This is a genomic window from Fructilactobacillus myrtifloralis, from assembly GCF_024029335.1.
GTDB classification, from domain to species: domain Bacteria; phylum Bacillota; class Bacilli; order Lactobacillales; family Lactobacillaceae; genus Fructilactobacillus; species Fructilactobacillus myrtifloralis.
On the sequence record NZ_CP097116.1, the window covers coordinates 510384 to 532111 of the forward strand.

A 21728-nucleotide genomic window follows, 5' to 3' on the forward strand; every position below is an offset into this window, starting at 1 on the left:
CCAATCTACCGGCGTTAGCGCCAACTCAGCTTAAACCCAAAGGAGGTTCCCATGTCTAATCCACTAGTTGCCAAAATGAACCGCGAGATGCTCGAGCTCTCCCCTTCGGCTATCCTCAAATTTAACGATGACGTTCACCAAATTCCCGACCTCATCTCGCTAACCCTGGGTGAACCGGACTTTCCGACTCCTGATCACATCAAGCAAGCAGCCATTCGCAGCATTAATTCCAATGAAAGCCACTACGCACCAACCCGTGGTATTAAGCCGTTACGGCAAGCAGCATCCCATTTTCTGGCTCGCAACTACGACTTGCACTATGACCCCGACACAGAAATCATTATGACGGCTGGGGCGACCGGCGGAATTTACACTGCGTTAACCTCCGTTTTAAATCCGGGGGACGACGTTTTGATTCCAACGCCCATCTTCCCGTTGTACATCCCCGTTACCAAACTGCGGGATGCCCATCCGGTGTTCATGGATACGTCAAAAACTGACTTTGTGTTGACCCCCGACCAACTAGAAGCCACCTTAGCCCAACATCCCAACACCAAGGCGATCGTGCTTAACTTCCCCTCTAACCCGACCGGAAAAAGTTACGACCGCGCAGCGTTGGAAGGCTTAGCGACCGTCATCAAAAAGCACGCCATTTTTGTGATTTCTGACGAGATTTACAGCGAATTAACCTATCGGGGCCACCACGTCTCGATTGCGAGTCTACTGCCTGACCAAACCATCTTACTCAATGGAGTCTCCAAATCGCACGCCATGACCGGCTGGCGCATTGGCCTCATGGCTGCTCCCAAAGACATTACCACCCAGCTCGAAAAAATTGATCAGTTTACCATCACTTCGACGACCACGAATGCTCAGTTTGCCGCTGCCGAAGCCCTTGAAAATGGGGCTACTGACACGGCTCAAATGAAAGCTGAGTACGAGCACCGCCGGAATTTCGTGGTAAAGGAACTCCAACAAATGGGATTTGAACTAGCGAGTCCCGACGGGGCCTTTTACATTTTCGCGAAAATCCCGGCGGACCAAATTCAAGCTAGCTTTGCCTTTAGTTATGATTTAGCCCGCAAGGCAAAGGTCGCTGTTATTCCCGGTAAGGCCTTTGGTCCAGGCGGAGAGAGTTACGTTCGGATCAGCTACGCCACCTCCATGGCTAACCTAAAAATGGCCATGGAACGGATTCGCCACTATTTAACCCTGCCCCACTAAAACTGCATCATGGCTGCCAAAAAGCCCCCCATCAATCTGATGAGGGGCTTTTTGGTATTAGTTAACCTGTCGTTAACCGCTGTAATTCTTCGTTTAAAACCTTAATTTGCGCCGTGTACGTTGCAATCCCATAGTTGGCAGTCAAGCGTTGGTTTTCCGTCATTCCCCGGGCTTGCCAGTCAGTCAAATTAGCATGAAGTGCATCTAACTTTAGCTGCTTCAGATCCAGCTCTTGTTGCACTAAAGTCCGTTTTTGCGCCGGCGTCAGTTGGTCCCCAAAGTACATTTTTAACAAGAAATCTGATTTAAAGGTATCTGTCGTAAGATCTGACGTTAGCGCCTGGCGAAATGCTGTTTGGCCAGCTGGTAAAATTGAAAACACGTTTTTATTGGGCTTTTCCGTTTGATTAACCTGCCGCTTAGTCACCAGCTCATCCTGTTCAAGCTTCCGTAACGTCGGATAAATCATCCCATAGCTGCCATCATAGAAATGACTCAACTGGTTTTGAATAATTTCGTTGATCTCGTAGCCCGTCAACGGTCCCCGGGTTTCTAGTAGACCCAAAATAATTTCTTTCCCCTTCATCCTTCGCCCTCCTATAACTATCGTTGGTGTCATTATAAGCGACTTTTCGTCGAAAAGGGAAACTTTTTTCTTAACTTAGAACCTTTAAAAACATTTCAATCTCACCATTGGCTAATCCATTCGCACCTTTTCTTCATGACCAGCCTCACGAAAAAAGCGGCACCAGGGTATTCAGCATCCAGACTAAAAAACCGCCAACCGGAAAAATCAACCACCAGTCTCGGTGGAGAAATTCCCACCCGTTCATCTGGGGTTGGTTGGGCAAACACCAATTCGTCAAGCGAGCACTCCAACAACTCCGTTAATTTAATTAACGTGTTGAGATCCGGAGTCGCTGTTCCAGCTTCCCACTTGGAGACCGCTTGGCGCGAAATAAATAGCTCCTCAGCTAATTCCGTCTGCGATAATCCGCGGTTGCTCCGTAATTTTTTTAATTGCTGTGCAAATTTATTTTTCATGAGCACCCTTCCTTTCACGGTTACTGTTATTATTACCAATCTAATCTAATTTGCAAAGCAAATTTTGCCCGGGCTCCGCATCCAATCCGGACAACCCCGCCCCTTTCAGTTGCCACCCAGCATCGCTAAGTTGCCTCGAACCACTTCAATTGCCACCAACGAAAAAAGCACCGCAACGATTGGTTGCGATGCTTTTTATGTGTACTTTAATAACCAGCCGGAAGCTTCCAGAAGCTTTGCTTGTTGTGATCCTTCAGATATTGTTTAAATTCCTTGGAGTGGTAAGCCCTGTTAACTGCCTTCGCCCACTTCTGCTTCGAGCTCTTCTTATCCACAGCTGCAACGAGGTAGTAATCTGGTTTGATGTCTTCTGATAGTAACATCGTTTTTGTCGAAATCTTAGCTGGATAAGCCGTCGATCCCGGTAAGATTACGTACGCAAAGTCTGATCGTGACCGCGGAATTTGCACGTCCTGCATTTCTTTAATCTTTAAATCATATTTTTTGGTAGCAATATCCTTACTGGTAGCTTTAATCGGATCAACTCCCGGTTTTAGCGTGATCCATCCGGCTTTAACCAGCACGTTGTAGGCCCGCGCCATGTTCGAGGGATCATTCGGAATGGCCACGGAATCCCCCTTCGCAACTTCCTTCAAACTGTGCTTTTGGGCGGGATAGATCCCGGTTGGCACCGTTGGAATCTTCGTTAACGCCGTCAAGTGAGCGTGTTTTTCGTGGTTAAAGTTGTTCATGTACGCGGTATGCTGATCCACGTTTAAGTCCGCTTCGCCGTTATTGATGGCGACATCCGCCAGGGACAGATCGCTAAAGGACTGGTTTTTTACCTTATAACCCTCTTTCTCCAGAATCGGCTTCACGCCCTTTAAGAAGAGTTCACTGTAAGGACCCGGTGACGAAGCTAAGCGAATGGTTTTGGCGTCATCCTGCTTGGGTTTGATGATAAACGTAAAAATAAAGAGGATGGCAAACACCACCACGATGCCGCTAATAATGTACTTTTTCTTCATAATCGTCCTTCTCCTTTGTTAGTTGCATTCTGACTAGCTTACTGTTAATACTGCTCCTAACAACTGCGACCACCGCGGTACTTCCCGCGTAACGCCACTAACCGCTGGTTCATACTTTACTCCTTTACAACCTAAAAACGGACCACCATCAATTCATACCGATAGTGACCCGTTTTTAGTGACCAGTAATGCTCTCCACGAAACCCGTGTAATTGTTCAATATGAATTTTCTCAAAAAATTCGGTTGCGTGCTTTAGCAATGAGAAAATTCAATCTTTTTCCCATTGATCACGCTAATTTTGAACAACAACCTCGACTCATAGACATAATTCGTGGAGCTCCTTTACTAATTTTTAATAAGTATACCACGAATGTCTCAACGAAACCAAACTTTTTTACATTTTCGGGCTAACTTAACCCTAATTTCACGAACTATTTTAACTCGGTAAACCACGGCAACCAACCAAAAATAGATGAGCCAGAAAATTACCAAGCCAATGACTTTGCAACTAATAATCAACATATAATCACTTCATTTCAGAAAAGCGGTCGCTATTTTCGTAAATAACTCACTGGTTTTTGCACTTCAATCTTCGTACCATCAAATTCATGACGAATGTATTTTTGAACCGGTTTACTGTGGTAGATCTGCAACAACTTTTGATATTTTTGCCGTTGTTGCTTAGAAGCCGTTTGTGCGGTGGCCAGCACGTTAATGTTTGCTTTGGTCGACTGATTAACCTGTTCGTGCGCTAACGAATCCTTCAAAACGTTGAGATGCCCCTCTAACGCAATCGTATTACTAATCAAGGCAGCGGCCACCTTCTGATCCTTAATTACCCGGGGCCCAGTCGTATCATCAATTTCTTGAAACTTAAACTGATGCGGATTACTTTGAATCCCATTGAGGCCGGATAGATCACTAAAGTTCGGCTTCAACGTAATTAACCCCACTTTGGCTAATAGTTTTAGCCCGCGCGCCGTGTTGGCCGGGTTATCAGCAATCGCAATCGTACTACCATCCGGAATCTGCCCCAGTTTCTTATACTTAGTGGAATAAATTCCTAACGGCTCTAAATACGTGGTTCCGATTATGCTCAACTGATTGCGCGGATTCTTATGATTGTACGCTTGTAAATACGCATCAGACTGAAAGGCATTCACGTCAATCTTTCCCTGAGCAGTCGCCGTATTTAACGCCACCCCATCGGTAAAACTTTTAACCTGTACCTTGAGATGAGCCCGCTTAGTGGCCGGTTGCTTAGCAATATAATTCCAAATTTTAGCGTCCGAACCAATCGTCCCCAACGTGATTTCATCCTTTTGAGTCTGGGCATGCCCCCAAAAGGTCCACACTCCCAACGCCACTACGGCTAAAATTCCGATTCCGACCAAGATTTTGCTTTTTTTCATGGATATGCTCCCTTCTAGTTAGTACCAACTTTTGAACTAGTGGAAACGCATCCCCCCGTCAATCAAAATTGATTGGCCGGTGATGTAATCAGCTTGAGGCGAAGCTAGAAAGGAAACCACGTTTGCAACGTCTGCAGGCGTCGCAGCCCGTTTTAAGGCAATTTCATTAACCACACTTGCTCGTTGCTCAGCAAAGGTCCGCTGCTTTAAGTTTGCCGTTGTTTCATCAATTCCATCTCGGAGCGAAGTCAACACAATTCCTGGGTCGTAAGCATTCACAGTAATCTGATCTGGAGCTAATTCTTTTGCGGCTGACTGCCCTAGTCCCCGAATCGCAAACTTCGAAGCTGAATATGCTCCTTGCAGCGCTGAGCCTTCTACTGATGCTAAGGAAGCCGCATTAATGATCTTACCCCCTGTGCCTTGGCGTTTAAACTGCGTTGCCGCGGCTTGAATTCCCCAAAAAGTGCCTAACAGGTTCACATTCAAGAGGCGCTCAACCTCCTCTGGATCACTATCGATGATTGAGGCAATTATCGCAATCCCCGCATTATTAACGAACAAGTCGAGTCGCCCCCAGTCCTGCACCACTTCATCGACTAAGCGAAAGACCTCATCGCGCTTAGCAACATCTACAACGTACGCGCGCGCCGTTTGCCCTGCATTTTGATTAATGGATTGTGCGACTTGATCAGCTGTTTGGGGATCAATATCTGCGACCGCAATCGCATACCCTTCCCCGGCAAGCTGGTTAGCAATTGCAGCTCCAATCCCCCGACCACTCCCAGTAATAATTGCAACCTTCTGTGTCATCCTTAATCCTCCTGTTGATCAGGCCAAATTTGGTTGGCCGTCTGAATCACTAGTTTAATTTTGTCCCATTGTTGCGCTTCGGTCAGATGGTTTCCTTCCTCCGTTGAGGCAAACCCACACTGAGTGCTTAACCCTAAGCGGTCTAAGTCCACGTACTGACTAGCTTCTTTAACCCGTGCTTGTAACGTCTCTTGATCTTCCAATTCAGGCCGTTTTGAAGTTACCAAACCCAACACCACGTTTTTATTATCAGGAACCTCTGCAAGCGGTTGAAAATCACCAGAACGGTCATCATCAAATTCAAGGTAGTAATTGGGTACGTTTTCTTTAGTAAACAGCGTCTTGGCAACCGGTTGGTACCCTCCTTGCGCTGCCCAGGTTGAGGCGTAGTTCCCACGGCAAACGTGGGTGCTTGTCCGTAAGTCAGCAGGCAAGTTCTCAAGGGCTGCGTTGTTAAAGGCCACATACTCCTGCTGTAACTGTTCAATATCTTCGGCTTGATCCGTCATTAGCTTCCAAAAATCATGATCTGCTAACATTCCCCAGGTACAATCATCGAGCTTCACATCCCGGCAGCCGGCATCGTATAACGCCAACAATAAATCCCGGTAAGCGGTCCCAATGTCATGAACTAAGTCCTGGTGATTTGGATAATATTTGGCAACCGCTGCGCTGTTTTCTGGTCCCCGAACCAGTTCGGCATATAATTGTGCTGGTGCAGGAATGCTTTGGCGGGCAGTAATCCCCGGGTATTGTTGCACAACCGATTGCAAATACCGAAAGGCCTGTAAATCTGGGTGCTGCGGATTAAAATTAATTTTTCCATCCACCTGGGCTGAATCGTTCCGGGTTTCAACCCCATGAAACTGATAACCGTGAGCTTGATGGGTATGTTTAATCCCATCAAAGCCCCAAAAGGTATCTAAATGCCAATAACTCCGCCGAAATTCGCCGTCGGTAACCGTTTTTAATCCTACTTGAACTTCCTTGGCCACCAAATCAGCAATGGCTTGGTTCTCAACCGTTGTGAGCTCCTCCCTACTAAAGCTTCCCGCTTGGTGTTGGGTCCGGGCTTGTTTTAACTGGGCGGGGCGTAAGAAACTCCCCACAATATCAAAATGAGTGGTTGTCATAATTCTATCCTCCTAAATTAACTTGCGTACGTATGGGTCAGTACTGATTCCTTGCGCTAAGATGGTGCGTGCCCACTCCTTAGCTGAAAATAACGAATGGTCCCGGTAGTTACCACAACTGAATTGATCCACACCCTGAACGTCTGACCATTCTACTTGGTCTCGAATTGCTTCTAAGGAACCCTGTAAGGCTTCGGCAACGGTCGTCGTCGTGGGCGTTCCCCACACAATCAAATGAAAGCCGGTTCGACATCCAAACGGTGAACAATCAATTACTCCTGGGATCCGGTCCCGCAATAAGCCGGCCAAGAGATGTTCAATCGTGTGCAAGCCCGCCGTGGGAATTGCATTTGCATTCGGTTGGACCAGTCGTAAATCAAAATTGGAAATGACGTCTCCCTGCGGTCCCGTTTCCTGTGTAATTAAGCGTACATATGGAGCGTGCACCTTAGTATGATCTAACGTAAAACTTTCTACCTCTGCCATGTCTAAAACTCCTTTCAAGTTCTGCCAATCAACCGTCACAATTAAATGAGTTAAAAAAGCGGAGCAATAAAAAAATCCGCTCCTAGTGTTTAACTAGAAGCGGATTTCTCCACGGTACCATTCTACTTTGATAACTGCTTACGCACTTATCCTCATCAACGTCCCCATTGGAACGCGTGCAGTGAATAATGGTTGCCACCCCATCAGCATTTGAATCTCAATGCTGCCAATTCCCAGGCCATCTTCACCAATCCCGATTCGATCTACTCACAGCAACCGTAGACTTTCTTAACTATCGAACATTAGTTACTCTCCTGTGCTTTTTGTTTTTCTTTTGCATTTAATTGTTGATTTTTATTATATATAGTTCGCATATATTGTCAAGGAATTTTTTTAATTTAAAAAACCGAAGCCCTTAATAATGGGCTTCGGTTGCTTAATCTTTAGGATTCAAAGGATCCTGGTGGGTCGATTGAAATTCCTGCTTGGCTTTTTTCTCGGTTTGCTTATACTTGGGCACAAACTCCTTACTAATCTTATCAATTTTTTGTTGGGTGGTCTGCACCGTCCGGTCAGCAGCCTTGCGCTGGTTAAAAATGGACACGTTCCAGGTTACTAACCCAGCGAGGATCAAGACCGCTGCGACCACCGCCAGTTTGGTGGGCGTGATTAACCGTTTAAGTCGCTGCATCATCGTTTGCCTCCCTTAAAGACTTGAATTAAGTGGAACCGCACTTGCTTCGAGTTGAGATCCCCGTGATTGAGATCCACCTTAAACAGGTAACGATTCGTGTACAACCGCCGACGGTGCCGCCCGTAGTACGTCACGGTCACGTTAGCGTAGTAGTAGTGCCCGTTACGGGCCTCTGAACTACTGTAGTTGTAGATTCCCACGTTATTTAACTGGGTTGGTCCGGGAACTGAATTGATTAAGGCCGTCGCATCCGTTTTCGTCAAGTACTGCTTTTGCAACTTCGTGATGGCTTGTTGCTTCGTCTCCGCCGTGGGGTAGTTGCCAAACGTAATCTGCATGGCTTCCGTTAACGCCTCGTTATTGGTTTTAGCAATCGTTTTCATGTTTTCGTACGTAATATTTTCTTGGTAAGTAACGTCATCCGGCGCCATTTCATCGTACGATTTTTTCAGCATTTTGTACTTAACCTGTAAGTTACTAGCCTTGGTTTGGGTCTGGTGCAACTGGTACTGATTAACCCCCGTTAAAATGGCCACTACGACCACAATCAGGCCCAGAATTGCGAGTCCAATTGGCTTTCGATATTGTTTTAACCTCTGCACAGTCTTAACCTTCTTTATCGTTTTTTCTTAGTATAGCACCAGTTCCCCTAATTGCGTACTGGAAGCTGTCGTCTCCCATTTCGTGAAATCATTTGGTCGCCCTTGGCCACCAAACTCTAGTAGAATGAAGCTAGTCAGTTCACTAGGTTACACAGTAAAGGAGATTACCATGGCTGATAAAATTGCAGTGCCACAAACGCTGGCTCCCGCTGGCAAGCAACTGTTGCGTGACCACGGCTTTACCGTCGTTGAGCTTCCCGACCAAAAGGTGAGCACGTTGCTTGAACTTGCGCCGGACGCGTTTGGGGTTATCTTATTAACGTTCCCGTTCCCAAAGGAAACCATCCATCAGATGCCGAACCTTAAGATTATCGCCAGAAACGGCGTGGGTTACGACAATCTTGACGTCCCGTATCTGAACCAACACGGGGTGTTCGTAACGATCACACCACTCGCAAACGCCGGAACGGTCGCAGAAACTACGCTAACTTCGATTCTCGCGCTTTCTAAACACCTCGTGCCCGCCACCAATGCCATGCGCGCCGGAGAGTGGGAAGCAGCCCGCACCCACTTGGGCTTCGATTTAGCCGGCAAAACCGTCGGAATCATCGGTTACGGCCGGATTGGTAAAATGGTCGAGCAGAAAATGAGTGCCCTCGACATGCGCATCCTGATTAACTCCCCACACGCCACAACTGCGGCCTACGGAACGGTCGTGGATCGCGACACGCTCCTGCGCGAATCAGACGTGGTTACCTTGCACATGCCCATTCGTCCCGACACTAAAAATTCCATTGCCGCCCGTGAATTTCAGTTAATGAAAAACTCCGCGGTCTTAATTAACTTTGCCCGTGGGGCGGTCGTTAATACGGATGATTTGGTTACTGCCCTAACAACCGGTGCCATTCAAGGGGCTGCCTTAGACGTGTTTGATCAAGAACCACTGCCTAAATCCAGTCCTCTCTACCAGCTCGATAACGTGTTATTAACGCCGCACATTGCGTCAAACACGGTTGAATGTACCAACCGGATGGCAACCGATGCTGCCAGTGAAATCATTCGCGTCGCTGAAGGAAAGGAACCCCAGTGGCCCGTTCATTAGACCAAAAAAGTCCGAAGCGGTTATGCTTCGGACTTTTTGGTTGGCTAATTTCTTTCACTGGAGAACGAGGTTCGTTGATGACCCCACTCAGACTCGAACTGAGATCTGCCGCTTAGGAGGCGGATGCCCTATCCAGTTGTGCTATGGGGCCAAGTCACTCCCTGTTATTTTCTCACGAAAGCTGCGTTTCGTAAAGATTACTTTGACCGGTGCTTCCCCTTGTTTTTCTGGTCCCGGCGCCGATTTTTCTTCCGTTTCCGTTGCTTGGGCGGATTACTTACCACCGGTTGGGTAGGAGTCCCTCTTCGAGGAGTTGCAGTCGGTTGCGTAGCGGTGGTGGCTGTTTCCGGCTGGTCCGGACTAGCATCAGCTGGCGCCTCAACATGATCGACTAGTTTTCCCCGGTAGTAGTAAATCGGTTGTAAGTCATAATCAGTGTCACGCAGGAGCTTCTTTAGATCCCGCAGGTCATGGTCGTCTCCAAAGTTAATCACTAAGCCGGGTTCGCCCATCCGACCGGTCCGGCCGACCCGGTGAATGTAGGTCGTTGCGTCACTCGGTAAATCATAGTTGATCACGGCGGGCAGCTTGGGAATATCGAGTCCCCGGGCAGCCACGTCCGTCGTCAGCAATAACTTAATCTGCCCCTTACGAAAGGCCTTTAAGGCCCGTTCCCGTTGCATTTTAGTTTCATTCCCACTCAACTTTTCCACCGGTGCATAGCCCTGGTGTTTAAAAAAGTTGTAAGCCCGGTTCAAGTCCTGACTCTGATTAAAAAAGACCAGGGCTTTAAAGTTCGTCAACTTGGTCAACCGGTTCAACACGTCGTTCCGTTTGCCCCGAGAGACCTCAAACTGGCCGTGGCGAACGACCCCACGACTCTGATCCTGCTTGCGGACGTCAATCACAGTGGCCGGTTTTCCCATCTCGGTCTCTAGGTGGTGTAAGACATCGCTATCAGTGGCTGAAAAGTAGGCCACCTGCGCATCCCGAGGGACGGTTCCCACAATTGCTCGGACCTTTGCCCGCGAATCATCCTGCAGTAAATCATCCGCTTCATCCACCACCACGGTTTCGATTCCCTGCGGTTTCAACTTCCGATCCTGTAACAGGTTCAGCACCCGCCCGGGGGTTCCCACAATGATTTCCGGGCGCTTTTTCAACTTCTCCTGCTGCCGTTTCACGTTCGCTCCCCCGATAATCGGGAGCACCTGGGCGTGAAAGGGTCCCGCCCAGTCACGAATCACGTTGGTCACTTGCATAGCGAGTTCCTGGGACGGTTCCAGAATAATGACCTGGGGGCCGCCCCCGGCCAGTAAATTAGCCAGAATCGGCATCAAAAAGGCCACCGTTTTCCCCGACCCCGTTGGTGACAACGCCACAATGTCGGACCCGCCGTCGATCATCGGTTCGTAGGCCGCCGTTTGAATCGCCGTGGGGGCGGCGTAGCCTAACTGGGCGAACCGGGTTTCAAATTGTTCTAACACTACTCATCCGCCTCCAGTTTGGTTGGGTATTCGAGCCCAGCAGACGAAGCTAACCGGCTCATCACCAGGTTCACGTTCCGCATCTGTTCTAACCAAAGCTCATAGTCGGACACGTTTTCTGGCTGCTTGGGATCCTTCAAGACCCGGGCAAAATCAGTCATTTCTGGAATCATTGGGTTCTTTCCGTATAGCTGGCTGAGGATTTGGCGTTGGTTATCCCTAATAATGGAAGCCTCGGTCACTTCTCCCGCACTATCAAACGTGATGATCTCTCGTCCGTGATAAATTTCTGAGTTGTGGGTAGAATTCGAAAGCTTACTAAAGTTCAGGGTAACGTCAAAGTCCCCGTAGTTTAAAATCGCCGTCCCTTTGCCATCTACTCCGGTCGAAATCATGGTTGGATAGTAAGCCACTCGTTCGGGAACCCCAAACAAGCTGACCGCATCATACACGGGGTAAATCCCGAGGTCGGTCAACGCACCCCCACCAAACTGGGGATTAAAAACGTTTGAGACATGACCAGCTAATACCTGGTCGTAGCGAGAGGAGTACTGGCTAAAGGTGAAATCGGCCCCGTCGACCCCCATTTCTAAGCCACTCAGATAGTCACGCACCGCTGCAAAAGCGGGCATGTGAACGTTTCTAGCTGCTTCAAAGTACCGGACTTGGGGATGGCGGGCTAGTTCATCCATCACACTTTGATACTGGTAAGGGGTTAACACCGCTGGCTTTTCCACAATCACGTTTTTGTCGTGTTGGAGCGCCTGCAGAATTTGTTCGTAGTGCAACACGTTTGGTGAGGCAATGTAAACAACCTCCACGTTGGGGTCACTTAAAAATTGCTCTAAATCCGTGTACACCGTGGCGGGTTCGTGCCCCTTGGCAATCTCTTGACCACTCGCTTCGTGGCGCGAATAAACTGCGGTTAGTTGGTATTCGCCCGTTGCATGAGCCGCCTCAATCATTCGTTCTGTAATCCAGTTGGTACCAATCGTTCCTAATTTAATCATGCTGCATCACTCCTAATCTCATTTTGTTTTAACACTTGCAGGTATTGATTCCATTGTACCTTACTCCCCCGAAAGGCCGTCATACGAAAGTCACTGCCCTTCCCGTTGTTATACAGTTGCTCCTGCTTTGCTAAGCTCGCAAACGTCACGTGCCGTCCGGACTTCGCTCGCGGTAACAGGAACTCCGTGTGGGGGAGTTGTTTTAGCACCTGGTAGTTTGCGGAACTCGTTTTAATTAGGACCGGCCGTTGGGAGTAACGCTGGGTCCAGGCTACTAGTTGCCGCATCCGTCGGGCTAGCTGTTTGCGGTCCACCGTTTCGGCGTTGTAATCATTATAGTAGGAAATGTTAATCATAATCGGTAGATCACCAATGTTATTGCCAAGGGTGCGCTTCAGGTTCTGCTCCTGCTCCCGCACTGAGCTACTGAAACTATATTGATGATAGACCCCCACCTTGAGTCCCGAACCAATGCTCCGGGTGTAATTGTTGTTAAAATCATCGTCGGCCAGGGCCCCGCCCTGGGTTGCACGCAGGTACACGTATTTAATCCCGTTGGTTTGTAACTGATTAAAATCAGCGTACTCATCCGTTTGGTCTAGCATCACGCCCCGCACGGGATAGTTGCGCAGCAACGCTTGCTGGCGGGCGTGCCGATTAATCACGTGGTGCCCGCCAAGAATCCCCAGTAGCACTAATCCGACTAGGATCACGCTGGTCCACCCGAGTTTCCGGGAAGGTCTTCGCCGGTGCTCTCGTTGATAATCACTCCGTTTTTGTGCTTGCATTTTTTCTTGCCTACCATCTTTTAAGATTACCCTTATCTTACCATGATTAGCGTGTTCCCGCTTGAAGTACCCAACGAATTCTCATATAATGAAAGCGTTATAATAAATCAAAAATAGTTGGCTGACCCAGCCAAAATCAATGATTAAGGGGAAAAATTATGGAATACGTAATTGGCGTTGACATTGGAACCACCAGTACAAAAACGGTTTTATACGATGATACCGGAGCCGTAAAGGGCTATTCAAATGACCTTTACAACCTGTACCAAGACACTCCGGACATGGCCGAAGAAGATCCAGAAGAAATCTTTAGTGCCATGCTGGCTGGGGTTTCCAAGGTCGTCGAAAAAGCAGATTTAAAACCCGGCGAACTTAAAGGCATTTCCTATTCCTGTGCCATGCACAGCTTGATTTGTCTGGACGAAAATTACAAACCCCTCACCCGGGCAATCACCTGGGCCGATAACCGGGCTGTAAAATACGCAGACGAGTTGAAAAACAACGGAATTGGGATGGAACTCTACAAGAAGACCGGAGTGCCAGTGCACCCCATGACGCCGTTAACCAAGATTATGTGGATTCGAAACGAACGCCCAGCCATCTACAAACAAACGCGGTACTTCGTCGGCATCAAAGAATACATTAACTACAAGCTGTTCGGTGTGCTCAAGGAAGACTACTCCATCGCGAACGCAACGGCCTTGTTCAACATCTTTACCATGGACTGGGACGACCAAGCCCTTTCCGTCGCTGGAGTAACGCGCGACCAGTTACCAGAACTAGTTGATACCACCTACCAATTAAAGGGGCTCAACGAACGTTATGCCAACATGATGGGGATTGATAAGGACCTCCCATTTGTCATTGGGGCTTCCGATGGTCCCTTAGCTAACCTCGGAGTCGATGCCATCAAACCCGGCGTGGTAGCCGTGACGATTGGAACCTCTGGAGCCGTTCGGATTGTTAGTGACAAACCCCGCATTGATCCAAAGGCACGGGTCTTTTGTTACTACCTCGCCAAGGATATGTGGGTCATCGGGGGACCAGTTAACAACGGTGGAATCGTCTTCCGGTGGATTCGGGATCAAATCTGTCTCCCCGAAAAGGTAACCGCTGAGGAAATGAATCTCGATGCGTACGACCTGTTGACTAAGATTGCTGCTTCGATTCCAGCTGGGTCGGACGGCCTGATCTTCCTACCCTTCTTAGGTGGCGAACGTGCTCCGATCTGGGATGCCGATGCCCGGGGAACCTTCTTCGGACTAACCCGGCAACACACCCGGGCCAACATGATTCGGGCCGCGCTCGAAGGAATCGTCTACAACCTGTACACGGTTATGTTGGCACTAGCCGAAGTAGTTGGCGAACCAACCAAGATTCAGGCCACTGGTGGCTTTGCCCACTCTGAACTCTGGCGACAAATGTTAGCTGACATCTTTGAACAAGACGTCAACATCCCCGAAAGTGTCGAAGGAACGGCACTGGGGGCTGCGGTCTTAGGGATGTACAGTTTCAAGATGATTGATAGTCTGTACGACGTCGAAAACTTTGTCGGGGTTACCAACACCCACAAACCAAATCCCGAAAATTACAAGGCTTACCGGGAATTAGTGCCAATTTACATTCGGCTTAGCCGGGCATTACAACCAGAATACAAGAACATTGCGAACTTCCAGCGCCAAAACGAGGCTGAAGATCAGCATGATGCGGAAAAGTAATTAATTAAAAAGACCAGTCACTAGTTGTGACTGGTCTTTTTTGGTAGTCTCATTGACACTCCAAGTCTGGATATCTATACTTACAAATAATAAGAATTCATTGAACTTAGGTAGCTAGTATACCTGGCTCACTTATCATTTCTAGACAATTATTTTAAATTAGCAAAGGAGTCCCTCATGAAATTTGACACTAAGTTATTACACGGTGGCATTAGCGAAGACCCTACCACTGGAGCAGTATCCATGCCCATTTACAGGGCCAGTACCTTTCACCAACCAGAACTAGGTCATCCCCAGTGGGAATATTCTCGAACTGGAAACCCCACTCGACAAGCATTGGAAAAATTAATGGCTGATTTAGAGGTTGGAACAGCCGGATTCGCCTTTAGTTCTGGTTCAGCCGCCATCCATGCGGTCTTATCATTATTTTCAGCTGGAGATCACATTATTGTTGGGAACGATATTTACGGTGGGACCTTCCGGCTCATCAATCAGGTAATGCAACGCTTTGGAATTGAATTTTCGACCGTAGACACCACCAATTTAGCAGAAGTGGAAGCAGCTTTTCAGGATAATACTAAGGCTTTGTACCTGGAAACTCCGACGAATCCCCTGCTAAAGGTATCTGATTTAGCAGCATTAAGTCAGATTGCTAAACGTCATCAGGCAACCACCATCGTGGATAATACCTTTGCAACCCCCTACAACCAACAACCCTTAACCCTCGGTGCCAACATTGTGGTCGCTTCTGGAACTAAGTATTTGGGTGGCCACAGTGATTTAATCGCCGGCATTGCAGTTACCAACAATGATCAATTGGCAGAACGAATTGGTTTTTTGCAAAACTCAATTGGAAGTATTTTGGCACCAGAAGAAGCTTGGCTGTTACAACGAGGGATTAAAACGCTAGGCGCCCGGATGCGAGTTCATGAAGAAAACACTCAGTCCATTTTTCAGTTTCTCAGTCAAGATCCTCACGTCAGCAAGCTTTATTATCCTGGGGATCCTCAGAATCCCGGGTATGACATTGCCAAACGCCAAATGCGTGGATTTGGAGCAATGCTGTCGTTTGAACTCAAACCGGAATACAGCCCCAAGCAGTTGATTGACCACTTACAATTAATCACGCTCGCCGAGAGCCTTGGTGGTGTGGATAGCTTAATTGAGGTCCCTGCCATTATGACTCACGGCGCTATTCCACGAGCAGAACGAATTAAAGATGGAATTCAAGATAATTTGATTCGTCTATCGGTTGGGATTGAGGATCAAGCCGATTTGATTGAAGATTTGCAAACGGCTTTAAACAGCTTGGATCACTAATCTAAATGGAATAATTTCTAAAAATGGAAAGGCCGAGGTCTAAATAATGCCCGAATTTTCCATTTTTTTAAATACCAATTCATTAAATTTATTTAAATATTTCTTTGCAAAAACTTAACATTTAACTTAAATTCCCCTATAATTAAAACGTTAGTGAAATTAATAACAATTATTTAATTATAGGAGTGTCATTTATGAAGCTTAAGCTAAATTACTGGGTTGCTGCAGAAGATATCATCAACACCTGTCTCTTCGCAATTTCCTGGTTTCTAATTATTGGTGCATCATTTTCAGATTCATTTGACAAAACATCTTCTCTATCTGGAGTTAGTCTCTTTTTAACTTTCATATCTTGTTTCGGCTTACTACTTCACCTGATTCAGTTACAACAATGTCGCCGTTGGCACGTTTCCCTCGTTGGTCCCATCTTGGGAATCATTGGTAATGGACTATTTTTAATTGCACCATTATTCGCGCTTCCTGCCATTATCATTTTAATTATTGCTGCAGTATTTGAATTCATTAACAAAGTTAAAAAAGTCAGTTCACAACCAGCAGCAAAAGTTTGGTATCGAACTTGGTGGGTGCTGATTTTAACGGTTTTAATCGTGATTTATTTCATCTTTGCATCCGTTTCGGCTAGTCAAGAACAAGCTGCTCGGGACCAACAAAATCGTAACACCCCTAATTTAACTAAAGAAGCACAAAAAAACACTGATAAAAACCCGAAATTGCAAAAAAATAACAGCGATTTAATTCACATTAAAAACAATGTTATTGTTACTCCAAAAGGAAAAATTGAAATTCTCAAAGAAGCATCTGGTAAAACAACCGATGGCAAAATGGGCGTAATCTTCATGTACAAAATTACCAATACTAGTAATCAAGCTCTAACTCCCAAACAAATTCTAGCTGATAATCAAATTAACGTTTATGAAAAAGATTCCAACTCTGAAAAACCAGCCCAACAAACTTTTGGAACGAGCGATTTCACCAGTATGCAAGATTTCAACGATGCTAATAGCGCCATTGATGACGCAATCAATAATGACTATAATAACTGGGATAAAACTGAAATTGGTCCCCATCAATCTGTAACCATGAGTGATGGCCAAATCTGGAAACTTGATGATGGGAAAACTCCAATTATTAAAATTGGTGACAGCATTAATAATGTTGATAGCACTAAAATTAATCCGCACCAAAATCAATATCAACTTGATAATTCGGTCGAAAAAATTGAAATTACCAAATGGAATGGTTAATCAAAACAGCGGGGATTGCTAAATCCTTAACCTAAATAAAAAAAGTCGGGCACTTTATAGAGTGCCCGACTTTTTTTATTCCGTAATCGCTCGCTTCATCTCCTGCGCATAGTCAATCAACTGGGCCGGAGCCTGGGCGCCCGCGCGGTGAATTAGGTCAACAATCTGACTCCCTACAATCACCCCATCGGCTAACTGGCTCATCTCGTGGGCTTGTTCTGGAGTATGAATTCCAAAGCCAATTTCAATCGGGAGCTTCGTGTACTGGCGCAACTCCGCAATCACTCCCGCTAAGTTGGCCTCAAAATCATTGCGCATCCCGGTTACCCCGGTCGCTGAAACCACATAGACAAAGCCCTGCGCCCGCTGCGCAATTTTGGGAATCCGTGCCTTAGAATTCGGGGTTACAAGTTGAATCAGATCAAGGTCCAAATCCTGCATTGCGGACCGCAAATCATCCTGTTCCTCATAGGGCAGATCCGGAATGATTAGCCCATCGACTCCCAGTGCCGTGCACCGGCGACAAAATTCCCGGTAACCCACCTGAAAGACTGGGTTTACGTAGGTTAAAAAGACCAGGGGCACGTCCGACTGCTCCCGCACTTGTGAAACCACGTCAAACACGTCGTCAGTAGTGACGTTCCGATCCAGCGCCCGTTGATCAGCCGCTGCAATCACCGGACCATCCGCCACCGGATCGGAAAAGGGAATTCCAATTTCAATCACATCAGCCCCGCCCTGCGCTAGGGCTAAGATGTTTTCCACCGTTGCTTCACAACTCGGATCGCCGGCCACCACAAAGCCAATTAACGCTTTTTTAGCGGTTAACGCTGCTGTTAACTTACTCATCGATCTGTACCCCCTTGTACTTTGCAATCGCTGCAACATCCTTATCGCCCCGTCCCGACAACGTACAGATAATCGTTTGGTCCGGTCGCATCGTCGGTGCTAACTTTTCCACATATGCAATCGCGTGCGCACTTTCAATTGCCGCGATAATTCCTTCCGTCCGGGCGATCAATTCAAAAGCCTGCACCGCTTCGTCATCCGTAATCGGCACGTACTGTGCCCGCCCCGCGGTAGCTAGCGCGGCGTGTTCCGGCCCAATTCCCGGATAATCCAAGCCGGCCGAAATCGAATAGACCTGATCAATTTGGCCCGCGGGACTTTGTAAAAACTTTGATTTCATTCCGTGAAAAATTCCGTCCGTGCCGTTGGTAATCGTGGCGGCTTGCTGTTTGGTGTGAACGCCTTTACCGGCTGCTTCACACCCGATTAGTCGAACCGACTCATCATCTAGAAAGGCGGCAAAACTCCCAATCGCATTGCTTCCACCTCCGACACAGGCCACCACGGCATCCGGCAGTTTTCCGGTTGCTTGAACAATCTGGCGTCTGGATTCCGTACTAATCACACTCTGAAAATCACGAACCATCATGGGGAAGGGATGGGGACCCACTGCCGAACCCAGCACATAAAAGGTCCTATCAACGTCCGTAACCCAGGCCTGCATGGCCGCGTTGACCGCGTCCTTTAGGACCATCGAACCACTCGTCACTTCGTGCACCTGGGACCCTAACAGTTCCATCCGAAACACGTTTAGGCGTTGCCGTTCGATGTCTTCCTTCCCCATGTAAATCTCACATTCCAGGCCGAGCAGGGCCGCGACCGTCGCAGTGGCCACACCATGTTGACCGGCGCCCGTTTCCGCAATCAACTTCTGCTTCCCCATTCGTTTGGCCACCAAGGCCTGGCCTAACACGTTATTAATCTTGTGCGCTCCGGTGTGGTTGAGATCTTCTCGTTTCAAGTAAATCTGAGCCCCACCTAATTTTTCCGTCAGGTGCTGGGCGTGGTACAACAGCGACGGCCGGTTGGCATAGTTGTCCAACAAATCGTGTAACTCCCGTTGAAATTCCGGGTCCTCGCGCAACTTCAGATAAACTGTTTCAATTTCCTGTAATTCCTGCATCAGGGTTTCTGGGACAAACTGACCCCCGTACCCACCAAATTTACCGTTAGTTGTCATCTACTTTCCTCCTATAACTGGTGCACTAAGTTCGTCAGTGCTTGCATTTTGGTTAAGTCTTTCTGTCCGTCGGTTTCCACACCACTCGAAACGTCCACCACCGCGGGCTTCACGCTGGCTACGGCTGCCTGGACGTTAGTAATTGTGATCCCGCCGGATAGGATTTCTGGTTGAGTTAACTGGTGTGCTTGAAATTGCGACGGGGCCTGTCCCCGTCCCCGACTCGCGTCAAACATCACGTAGTCGGTCGCCGAATCAACATCTGTTTCTGTCTGAACTACCTGGATTAACTGCACGTGCTGCTCGTGTAAAGCCGGAATTAAGCCCTTTGGCAACTCCCCATAATACTGCACTAATTGCAGTCGTCCGGCCTGCACGGCCGCCATTACGGTTGCTAAACTAGCCTCGACAAACACCCCAACCGGTGTAATCGTGGGCGCTAAATCCCGCATCAGTTGCTGGGCAGTGGCAAGGTCGACCTGCCGTCGACTGGGAGCGAAGACCAAGCCAATGAAATCGGGCTGGACCACGTTGGCCTTGTGAATGTCTGCCACGGTCTGCAGCCCACATAGTTTAATTTTCACCATCACGGAGCTCCTCCAACTTTTCCCGGGGATACGCTGCCAGCATCATCGTTTCCCCGACGAGAACGCCATCGACGCCAAGGTTGCTCAATTCCCGGATGTCAGCTGCCGTTTTAACTCCGCTTTCCGCGATCATCAACGTATCAGCGGGGACCGCCTCTCGGAGTTGCTTGGCGTTGTCAAAATTAACCGTGAAGTTTTTCAGGTTGCGGTTGTTAATCCCAATGATGCGGGCCCCCGCAGCAATCGCCCGCTGAACCTCGGTCGCGTTATGGGCTTCAAAGATCGCCGATAAGCCCAAGTGTTCGGCTAGGGCGAAGAACTCCCGGAGCTCCTGATCGGATAAAATCGCACAAATCAATAAGATTGCGCTCGCTCCGGCTTGTTTAGCCGCATAAATCATATACGGATCGACCGTGAAGTCCTTGCGGAGCACTGGAATCGAAACGGTTTGTGCCACGGTTTCTAAATCAGTCAAGCTCCCTTTAAAGTAGTCGGGTTCCGTCAGGACCGAGATGGCACTGGCGCCGGCCGCGGCGTAAGCGCGGGCGAGTTGCGCCACGTCAATCGTGGTTTTAATGTCCCCTTTGGACGGCGACGCCCGCTTAATTTCACAAATAAAGCTGAGGTGGGGGTGATGCAAAGCACGTTCAAACGGAAAGTCCGTGGTTAAATCCCGCGCCTCTACCTGCTCCTGTAATTCTGCGAGTGGTTGTTGGGCTTTCGCCCGGGCAACGCGTGCTTTGGTCACGTTGGTTAAATCATCTAAAATCATGCGTCCTCCTTCTCGTTGGTTGCGGCCACAAACTCCGCGAGTTTGTGGGCTGCCTTGCCACTATCAATCGTTGCCGCCGCTAGCTTTAAGCCCTCCGCAATCGTCACCTCCGGTCTGGCTACGTGTAAGGCACAAGCGGCATTTAGCAGCACCACGTCTCGTCGCGGACCGCGCTCGCCCTGCAAGATGTTCCGGGTAATCTCAGCGTTTTCCTGCGGAGTCCCACCGACTAAGTCCGCTGGAGAACATAAGGAAAGTCCCAACGCTTCTGGATCAATGCTGCCCGTCGTAATTTGGTGCTGATGCAACCGGGCAAACTGCGTCGTAGTCGTCAGAGTCACTTCATCTAGACCATCATCTCCATGAACCACCATGGCCTCTTTGACTCCCAGTTGGTCCAGCACCTGTGCCATTGGTTCTACCAACTTGGCGTCGTTCACGCCTAACAGCTGATACATGGCTCCAGCTGGATTGGCCAACGGTCCGAGGTAGTTAAACAGGGTCGGGATTGCCAATTCGCGTCGTACCGGAGCGACAAAGCGCATGGCCTGATGGTACTTTTGCGCAAACAAGAAACAGATGCCCACGGTCGTCATGGTGTGGGTCGCTTGCACGGGGCTTGATGCCAGGTTAACTCCCAGAGCCTCCAGCACATCCGCCGCTCCACTCTCACTGCTAGCCGCCCGATTCCCGTGTTTGGCCACTGGGATCATCCCAGTGGCGGCCACCACTAACGCCGTGGTGGTTGAAATGTTAAAGGTCTGGGCGTGATCGCCCCCCGTCCCAACGATTTCGAGCACGTCCTGTTGGGGTTGAATTTGCGTGGCGTGTTCGCGTAACGAAGCGGCTGCCCCACTAATTTCGTCCACCGTTGCACCCTTACTGGTAAGGCCCATCAAAAACGCGGCTTGTTCGCTGGAGCTCGTTGCATCGTTCATCATTTCGTCTAACACGGCATGGGTTTGGTCAGCCGTTAAATCCCGGCGTTGGCTCAATAACGTAATCGCAGTTTTAATCATGGTTAACTCCTTTACTTAATCCTAGTGACAATCAACTTCGATCCGGCGTTGCCATCGTTTTCCTTGCATTGCTTCCATTCCTCCTAAAATTTTCCAACCAACAAAAAAACCGCCCTTAACTAACTATTGTAGTTAAGGACGGTTTCCCGCGGTGCCACCTTGAATTTGGGTAAAAAGACGGTCTTTGTCAACGA

21 protein-coding genes, 1 tRNA gene and 1 pseudogene are annotated in these 21728 nt (G+C 48.3%); 5 read left to right on the top strand and 18 right to left on the bottom strand.

Annotated elements, in window-relative coordinates:
• The first annotated feature begins 51 nt into the window (after positions 1-51).
• Positions 52-1224: an aminotransferase class I/II-fold pyridoxal phosphate-dependent enzyme gene (locus M3M35_RS02690; RefSeq protein ID WP_252750463.1), complete on the top strand. Its 1173-nt coding sequence runs from the start codon at positions 52-54 to the stop codon at positions 1222-1224.
• A gap of 61 nt (positions 1225-1285) precedes the next feature.
• Here M3M35_RS02690 and M3M35_RS02695 read toward each other — a convergent pair whose 3' ends face one another.
• The 9 genes and pseudogenes from M3M35_RS02695 to M3M35_RS02735 all read right to left on the bottom strand — a co-directional run bounded on the left by M3M35_RS02695 (position 1286) and on the right by M3M35_RS02735 (position 8437).
• Complete coding sequence (locus tag M3M35_RS02695; protein ID WP_252750464.1) at positions 1286-1810, bottom strand: PadR family transcriptional regulator; 525 nt, start codon at positions 1808-1810, stop codon at positions 1286-1288.
• A 145-nt stretch (positions 1811-1955) separates the two neighbouring features.
• A pseudogene (locus M3M35_RS02700) lies at positions 1956-2268 on the bottom strand (helix-turn-helix transcriptional regulator).
• Between the two features lie 206 nt (positions 2269-2474).
• Positions 2475-3296, bottom strand: coding sequence for a MetQ/NlpA family ABC transporter substrate-binding protein (locus tag M3M35_RS02705; RefSeq protein ID WP_252750465.1), 822 nt, complete (start codon positions 3294-3296; stop codon positions 2475-2477).
• Positions 3297-3848: 552 nt separating this feature from the next.
• Positions 3849-4709 (bottom strand): MetQ/NlpA family ABC transporter substrate-binding protein, encoded by an 861-nt coding sequence (locus M3M35_RS02710; protein WP_252750466.1) that lies wholly within the window; start codon positions 4707-4709, stop codon positions 3849-3851.
• Between the two features lie 36 nt (positions 4710-4745).
• On the bottom strand, positions 4746-5522 hold the full coding sequence (locus tag M3M35_RS02715) for an acetoin reductase (RefSeq protein WP_252750467.1): 777 nt from the start codon (positions 5520-5522) through the stop codon (positions 4746-4748).
• A gap of 2 nt (positions 5523-5524) precedes the next feature.
• On the bottom strand, positions 5525-6655 hold the full coding sequence (locus M3M35_RS02720; RefSeq protein ID WP_252750468.1) for a 5-methyltetrahydropteroyltriglutamate--homocysteine S-methyltransferase: 1131 nt from the start codon (positions 6653-6655) through the stop codon (positions 5525-5527).
• A 12-nt stretch (positions 6656-6667) separates the two neighbouring features.
• Entirely contained in the window at positions 6668-7141 is a 474-nt protein-coding gene (locus M3M35_RS02725; protein WP_252750469.1) for an S-ribosylhomocysteine lyase, read from the bottom strand.
• Between the two features lie 436 nt (positions 7142-7577).
• Positions 7578-7832 (bottom strand): hypothetical protein, encoded by a 255-nt coding sequence (locus M3M35_RS02730; RefSeq protein WP_252750470.1) that lies wholly within the window; start codon positions 7830-7832, stop codon positions 7578-7580.
• On the bottom strand, positions 7832-8437 hold the full coding sequence (locus M3M35_RS02735) for a hypothetical protein (RefSeq protein WP_252750471.1): 606 nt from the start codon (positions 8435-8437) through the stop codon (positions 7832-7834). The genes M3M35_RS02730 and M3M35_RS02735 overlap by 1 nt, the downstream gene beginning before the upstream one ends.
• A 169-nt stretch (positions 8438-8606) precedes the next feature.
• Here M3M35_RS02735 and M3M35_RS02740 point away from each other — a divergent pair, with 169 nt between their 5' ends.
• A complete protein-coding gene (locus M3M35_RS02740; RefSeq protein WP_252750472.1) occupies positions 8607-9539 on the top strand; it encodes a phosphoglycerate dehydrogenase in 933 nt (310 codons plus the stop codon).
• A gap of 78 nt (positions 9540-9617) precedes the next feature.
• Here M3M35_RS02740 and M3M35_RS02745 read toward each other — a convergent pair.
• The 4 genes from M3M35_RS02745 to M3M35_RS02760 form a co-directional block, all read right to left on the bottom strand.
• Positions 9618-9690: transfer RNA gene (locus tag M3M35_RS02745), tRNA-Arg, on the bottom strand.
• Positions 9691-9736: 46 nt separating this feature from the next.
• Positions 9737-11026, bottom strand: coding sequence for a DEAD/DEAH box helicase (locus tag M3M35_RS02750; protein ID WP_252750473.1), 1290 nt, complete (start codon positions 11024-11026; stop codon positions 9737-9739).
• Complete coding sequence (locus M3M35_RS02755) at positions 11026-12036, bottom strand: Gfo/Idh/MocA family protein (RefSeq protein ID WP_252750474.1); 1011 nt, start codon at positions 12034-12036, stop codon at positions 11026-11028. The genes M3M35_RS02750 and M3M35_RS02755 overlap by 1 nt, the downstream gene beginning before the upstream one ends.
• Entirely contained in the window at positions 12033-12824 is a 792-nt protein-coding gene (locus tag M3M35_RS02760) for a GH25 family lysozyme (protein ID WP_252750475.1), read from the bottom strand. The genes M3M35_RS02755 and M3M35_RS02760 overlap by 4 nt, the downstream gene beginning before the upstream one ends.
• Before the next feature lie 158 nt (positions 12825-12982).
• Between M3M35_RS02760 and gntK the strand changes: the two genes are divergently transcribed.
• The 3 genes from gntK to M3M35_RS02775 all read left to right on the top strand — a co-directional run bounded on the left by gntK (position 12983) and on the right by M3M35_RS02775 (position 17127).
• Entirely contained in the window at positions 12983-14542 is a 1560-nt protein-coding gene (gene gntK, locus M3M35_RS02765) for a gluconokinase (RefSeq protein WP_252750476.1), read from the top strand.
• A gap of 177 nt (positions 14543-14719) precedes the next feature.
• Entirely contained in the window at positions 14720-15862 is a 1143-nt protein-coding gene (locus M3M35_RS02770) for a trans-sulfuration enzyme family protein (protein ID WP_252750477.1), read from the top strand.
• A gap of 194 nt (positions 15863-16056) precedes the next feature.
• On the top strand, positions 16057-17127 hold the full coding sequence (locus tag M3M35_RS02775) for a DUF5067 domain-containing protein (protein ID WP_252750478.1): 1071 nt from the start codon (positions 16057-16059) through the stop codon (positions 17125-17127).
• Positions 17128-17202: 75 nt separating this feature from the next.
• Here the strand turns inward: M3M35_RS02775 and trpA are convergent, their stop codons facing one another.
• Genes trpA through trpD form a run of 5 tightly spaced genes read right to left on the bottom strand, consistent with a single transcriptional unit; the run spans position 17203 to position 21534 of the window.
• A complete protein-coding gene (trpA, locus tag M3M35_RS02780; RefSeq protein ID WP_252750479.1) occupies positions 17203-17976 on the bottom strand; it encodes a tryptophan synthase subunit alpha in 774 nt (257 codons plus the stop codon).
• Positions 17969-19156, bottom strand: coding sequence for a tryptophan synthase subunit beta (gene trpB / locus M3M35_RS02785; protein WP_252750480.1), 1188 nt, complete (start codon positions 19154-19156; stop codon positions 17969-17971). Before trpB ends, trpA begins: the two co-directional genes overlap by 8 nt.
• 11 nt (positions 19157-19167) lie before the next feature.
• Positions 19168-19743 carry a phosphoribosylanthranilate isomerase gene (locus M3M35_RS02790; protein ID WP_252750481.1) on the bottom strand — a complete coding sequence of 192 codons (576 nt, stop codon included), beginning with the start codon at positions 19741-19743 and terminating at the stop codon, positions 19168-19170.
• A complete protein-coding gene (gene trpC, locus M3M35_RS02795; protein ID WP_252750482.1) occupies positions 19730-20515 on the bottom strand; it encodes an indole-3-glycerol phosphate synthase TrpC in 786 nt (261 codons plus the stop codon). The genes M3M35_RS02790 and trpC overlap by 14 nt, the downstream gene beginning before the upstream one ends.
• On the bottom strand, positions 20512-21534 hold the full coding sequence (gene trpD, locus M3M35_RS02800) for an anthranilate phosphoribosyltransferase (RefSeq protein ID WP_252750483.1): 1023 nt from the start codon (positions 21532-21534) through the stop codon (positions 20512-20514). Before trpD ends, trpC begins: the two co-directional genes overlap by 4 nt.
• Between the last annotated feature and the right edge of the window lie 194 nt (positions 21535-21728).

What these genes read in the sequence shown, in the direction of transcription:
- M3M35_RS02790 (WP_252750481.1), bottom strand. Translation starts at nt 19,743, where the DNA reads ATGGTGAAAATTAAACTATGTGGGCTGCAGACCGTGGCAGACATTCAC.
- trpA (WP_252750479.1), bottom strand. Translation starts at nt 17,976, where the DNA reads ATGAGTAAGTTAACAGCAGCGTTAACCGCTAAAAAAGCGTTAATTGGC.
- M3M35_RS02760 (WP_252750475.1), bottom strand. Translation starts at nt 12,824, where the DNA reads ATGCAAGCACAAAAACGGAGTGATTATCAACGAGAGCACCGGCGAAGA.
- M3M35_RS02690 (WP_252750463.1), top strand. Translation starts at nt 52, where the DNA reads ATGTCTAATCCACTAGTTGCCAAAATGAACCGCGAGATGCTCGAGCTC.
- M3M35_RS02730 (WP_252750470.1), bottom strand. Translation starts at nt 7,832, where the DNA reads ATGCAGCGACTTAAACGGTTAATCACGCCCACCAAACTGGCGGTGGTC.
- M3M35_RS02770 (WP_252750477.1), top strand. Translation starts at nt 14,720, where the DNA reads ATGAAATTTGACACTAAGTTATTACACGGTGGCATTAGCGAAGACCCT.
- M3M35_RS02715 (WP_252750467.1), bottom strand. Translation starts at nt 5,522, where the DNA reads ATGACACAGAAGGTTGCAATTATTACTGGGAGTGGTCGGGGGATTGGA.
- M3M35_RS02710 (WP_252750466.1), bottom strand. Translation starts at nt 4,709, where the DNA reads ATGAAAAAAAGCAAAATCTTGGTCGGAATCGGAATTTTAGCCGTAGTG.
- trpC (WP_252750482.1), bottom strand. Translation starts at nt 20,515, where the DNA reads ATGATTTTAGATGATTTAACCAACGTGACCAAAGCACGCGTTGCCCGG.
- M3M35_RS02775 (WP_252750478.1), top strand. Translation starts at nt 16,057, where the DNA reads ATGAAGCTTAAGCTAAATTACTGGGTTGCTGCAGAAGATATCATCAAC.
- M3M35_RS02695 (WP_252750464.1), bottom strand. Translation starts at nt 1,810, where the DNA reads ATGAAGGGGAAAGAAATTATTTTGGGTCTACTAGAAACCCGGGGACCG.
- trpD (WP_252750483.1), bottom strand. Translation starts at nt 21,534, where the DNA reads ATGATTAAAACTGCGATTACGTTATTGAGCCAACGCCGGGATTTAACG.
- M3M35_RS02755 (WP_252750474.1), bottom strand. Translation starts at nt 12,036, where the DNA reads ATGATTAAATTAGGAACGATTGGTACCAACTGGATTACAGAACGAATG.
- M3M35_RS02705 (WP_252750465.1), bottom strand. Translation starts at nt 3,296, where the DNA reads ATGAAGAAAAAGTACATTATTAGCGGCATCGTGGTGGTGTTTGCCATC.
- trpB (WP_252750480.1), bottom strand. Translation starts at nt 19,156, where the DNA reads ATGACAACTAACGGTAAATTTGGTGGGTACGGGGGTCAGTTTGTCCCA.
- M3M35_RS02740 (WP_252750472.1), top strand. Translation starts at nt 8,607, where the DNA reads ATGGCTGATAAAATTGCAGTGCCACAAACGCTGGCTCCCGCTGGCAAG.
- M3M35_RS02720 (WP_252750468.1), bottom strand. Translation starts at nt 6,655, where the DNA reads ATGACAACCACTCATTTTGATATTGTGGGGAGTTTCTTACGCCCCGCC.
- M3M35_RS02725 (WP_252750469.1), bottom strand. Translation starts at nt 7,141, where the DNA reads ATGGCAGAGGTAGAAAGTTTTACGTTAGATCATACTAAGGTGCACGCT.
- gntK (WP_252750476.1), top strand. Translation starts at nt 12,983, where the DNA reads ATGGAATACGTAATTGGCGTTGACATTGGAACCACCAGTACAAAAACG.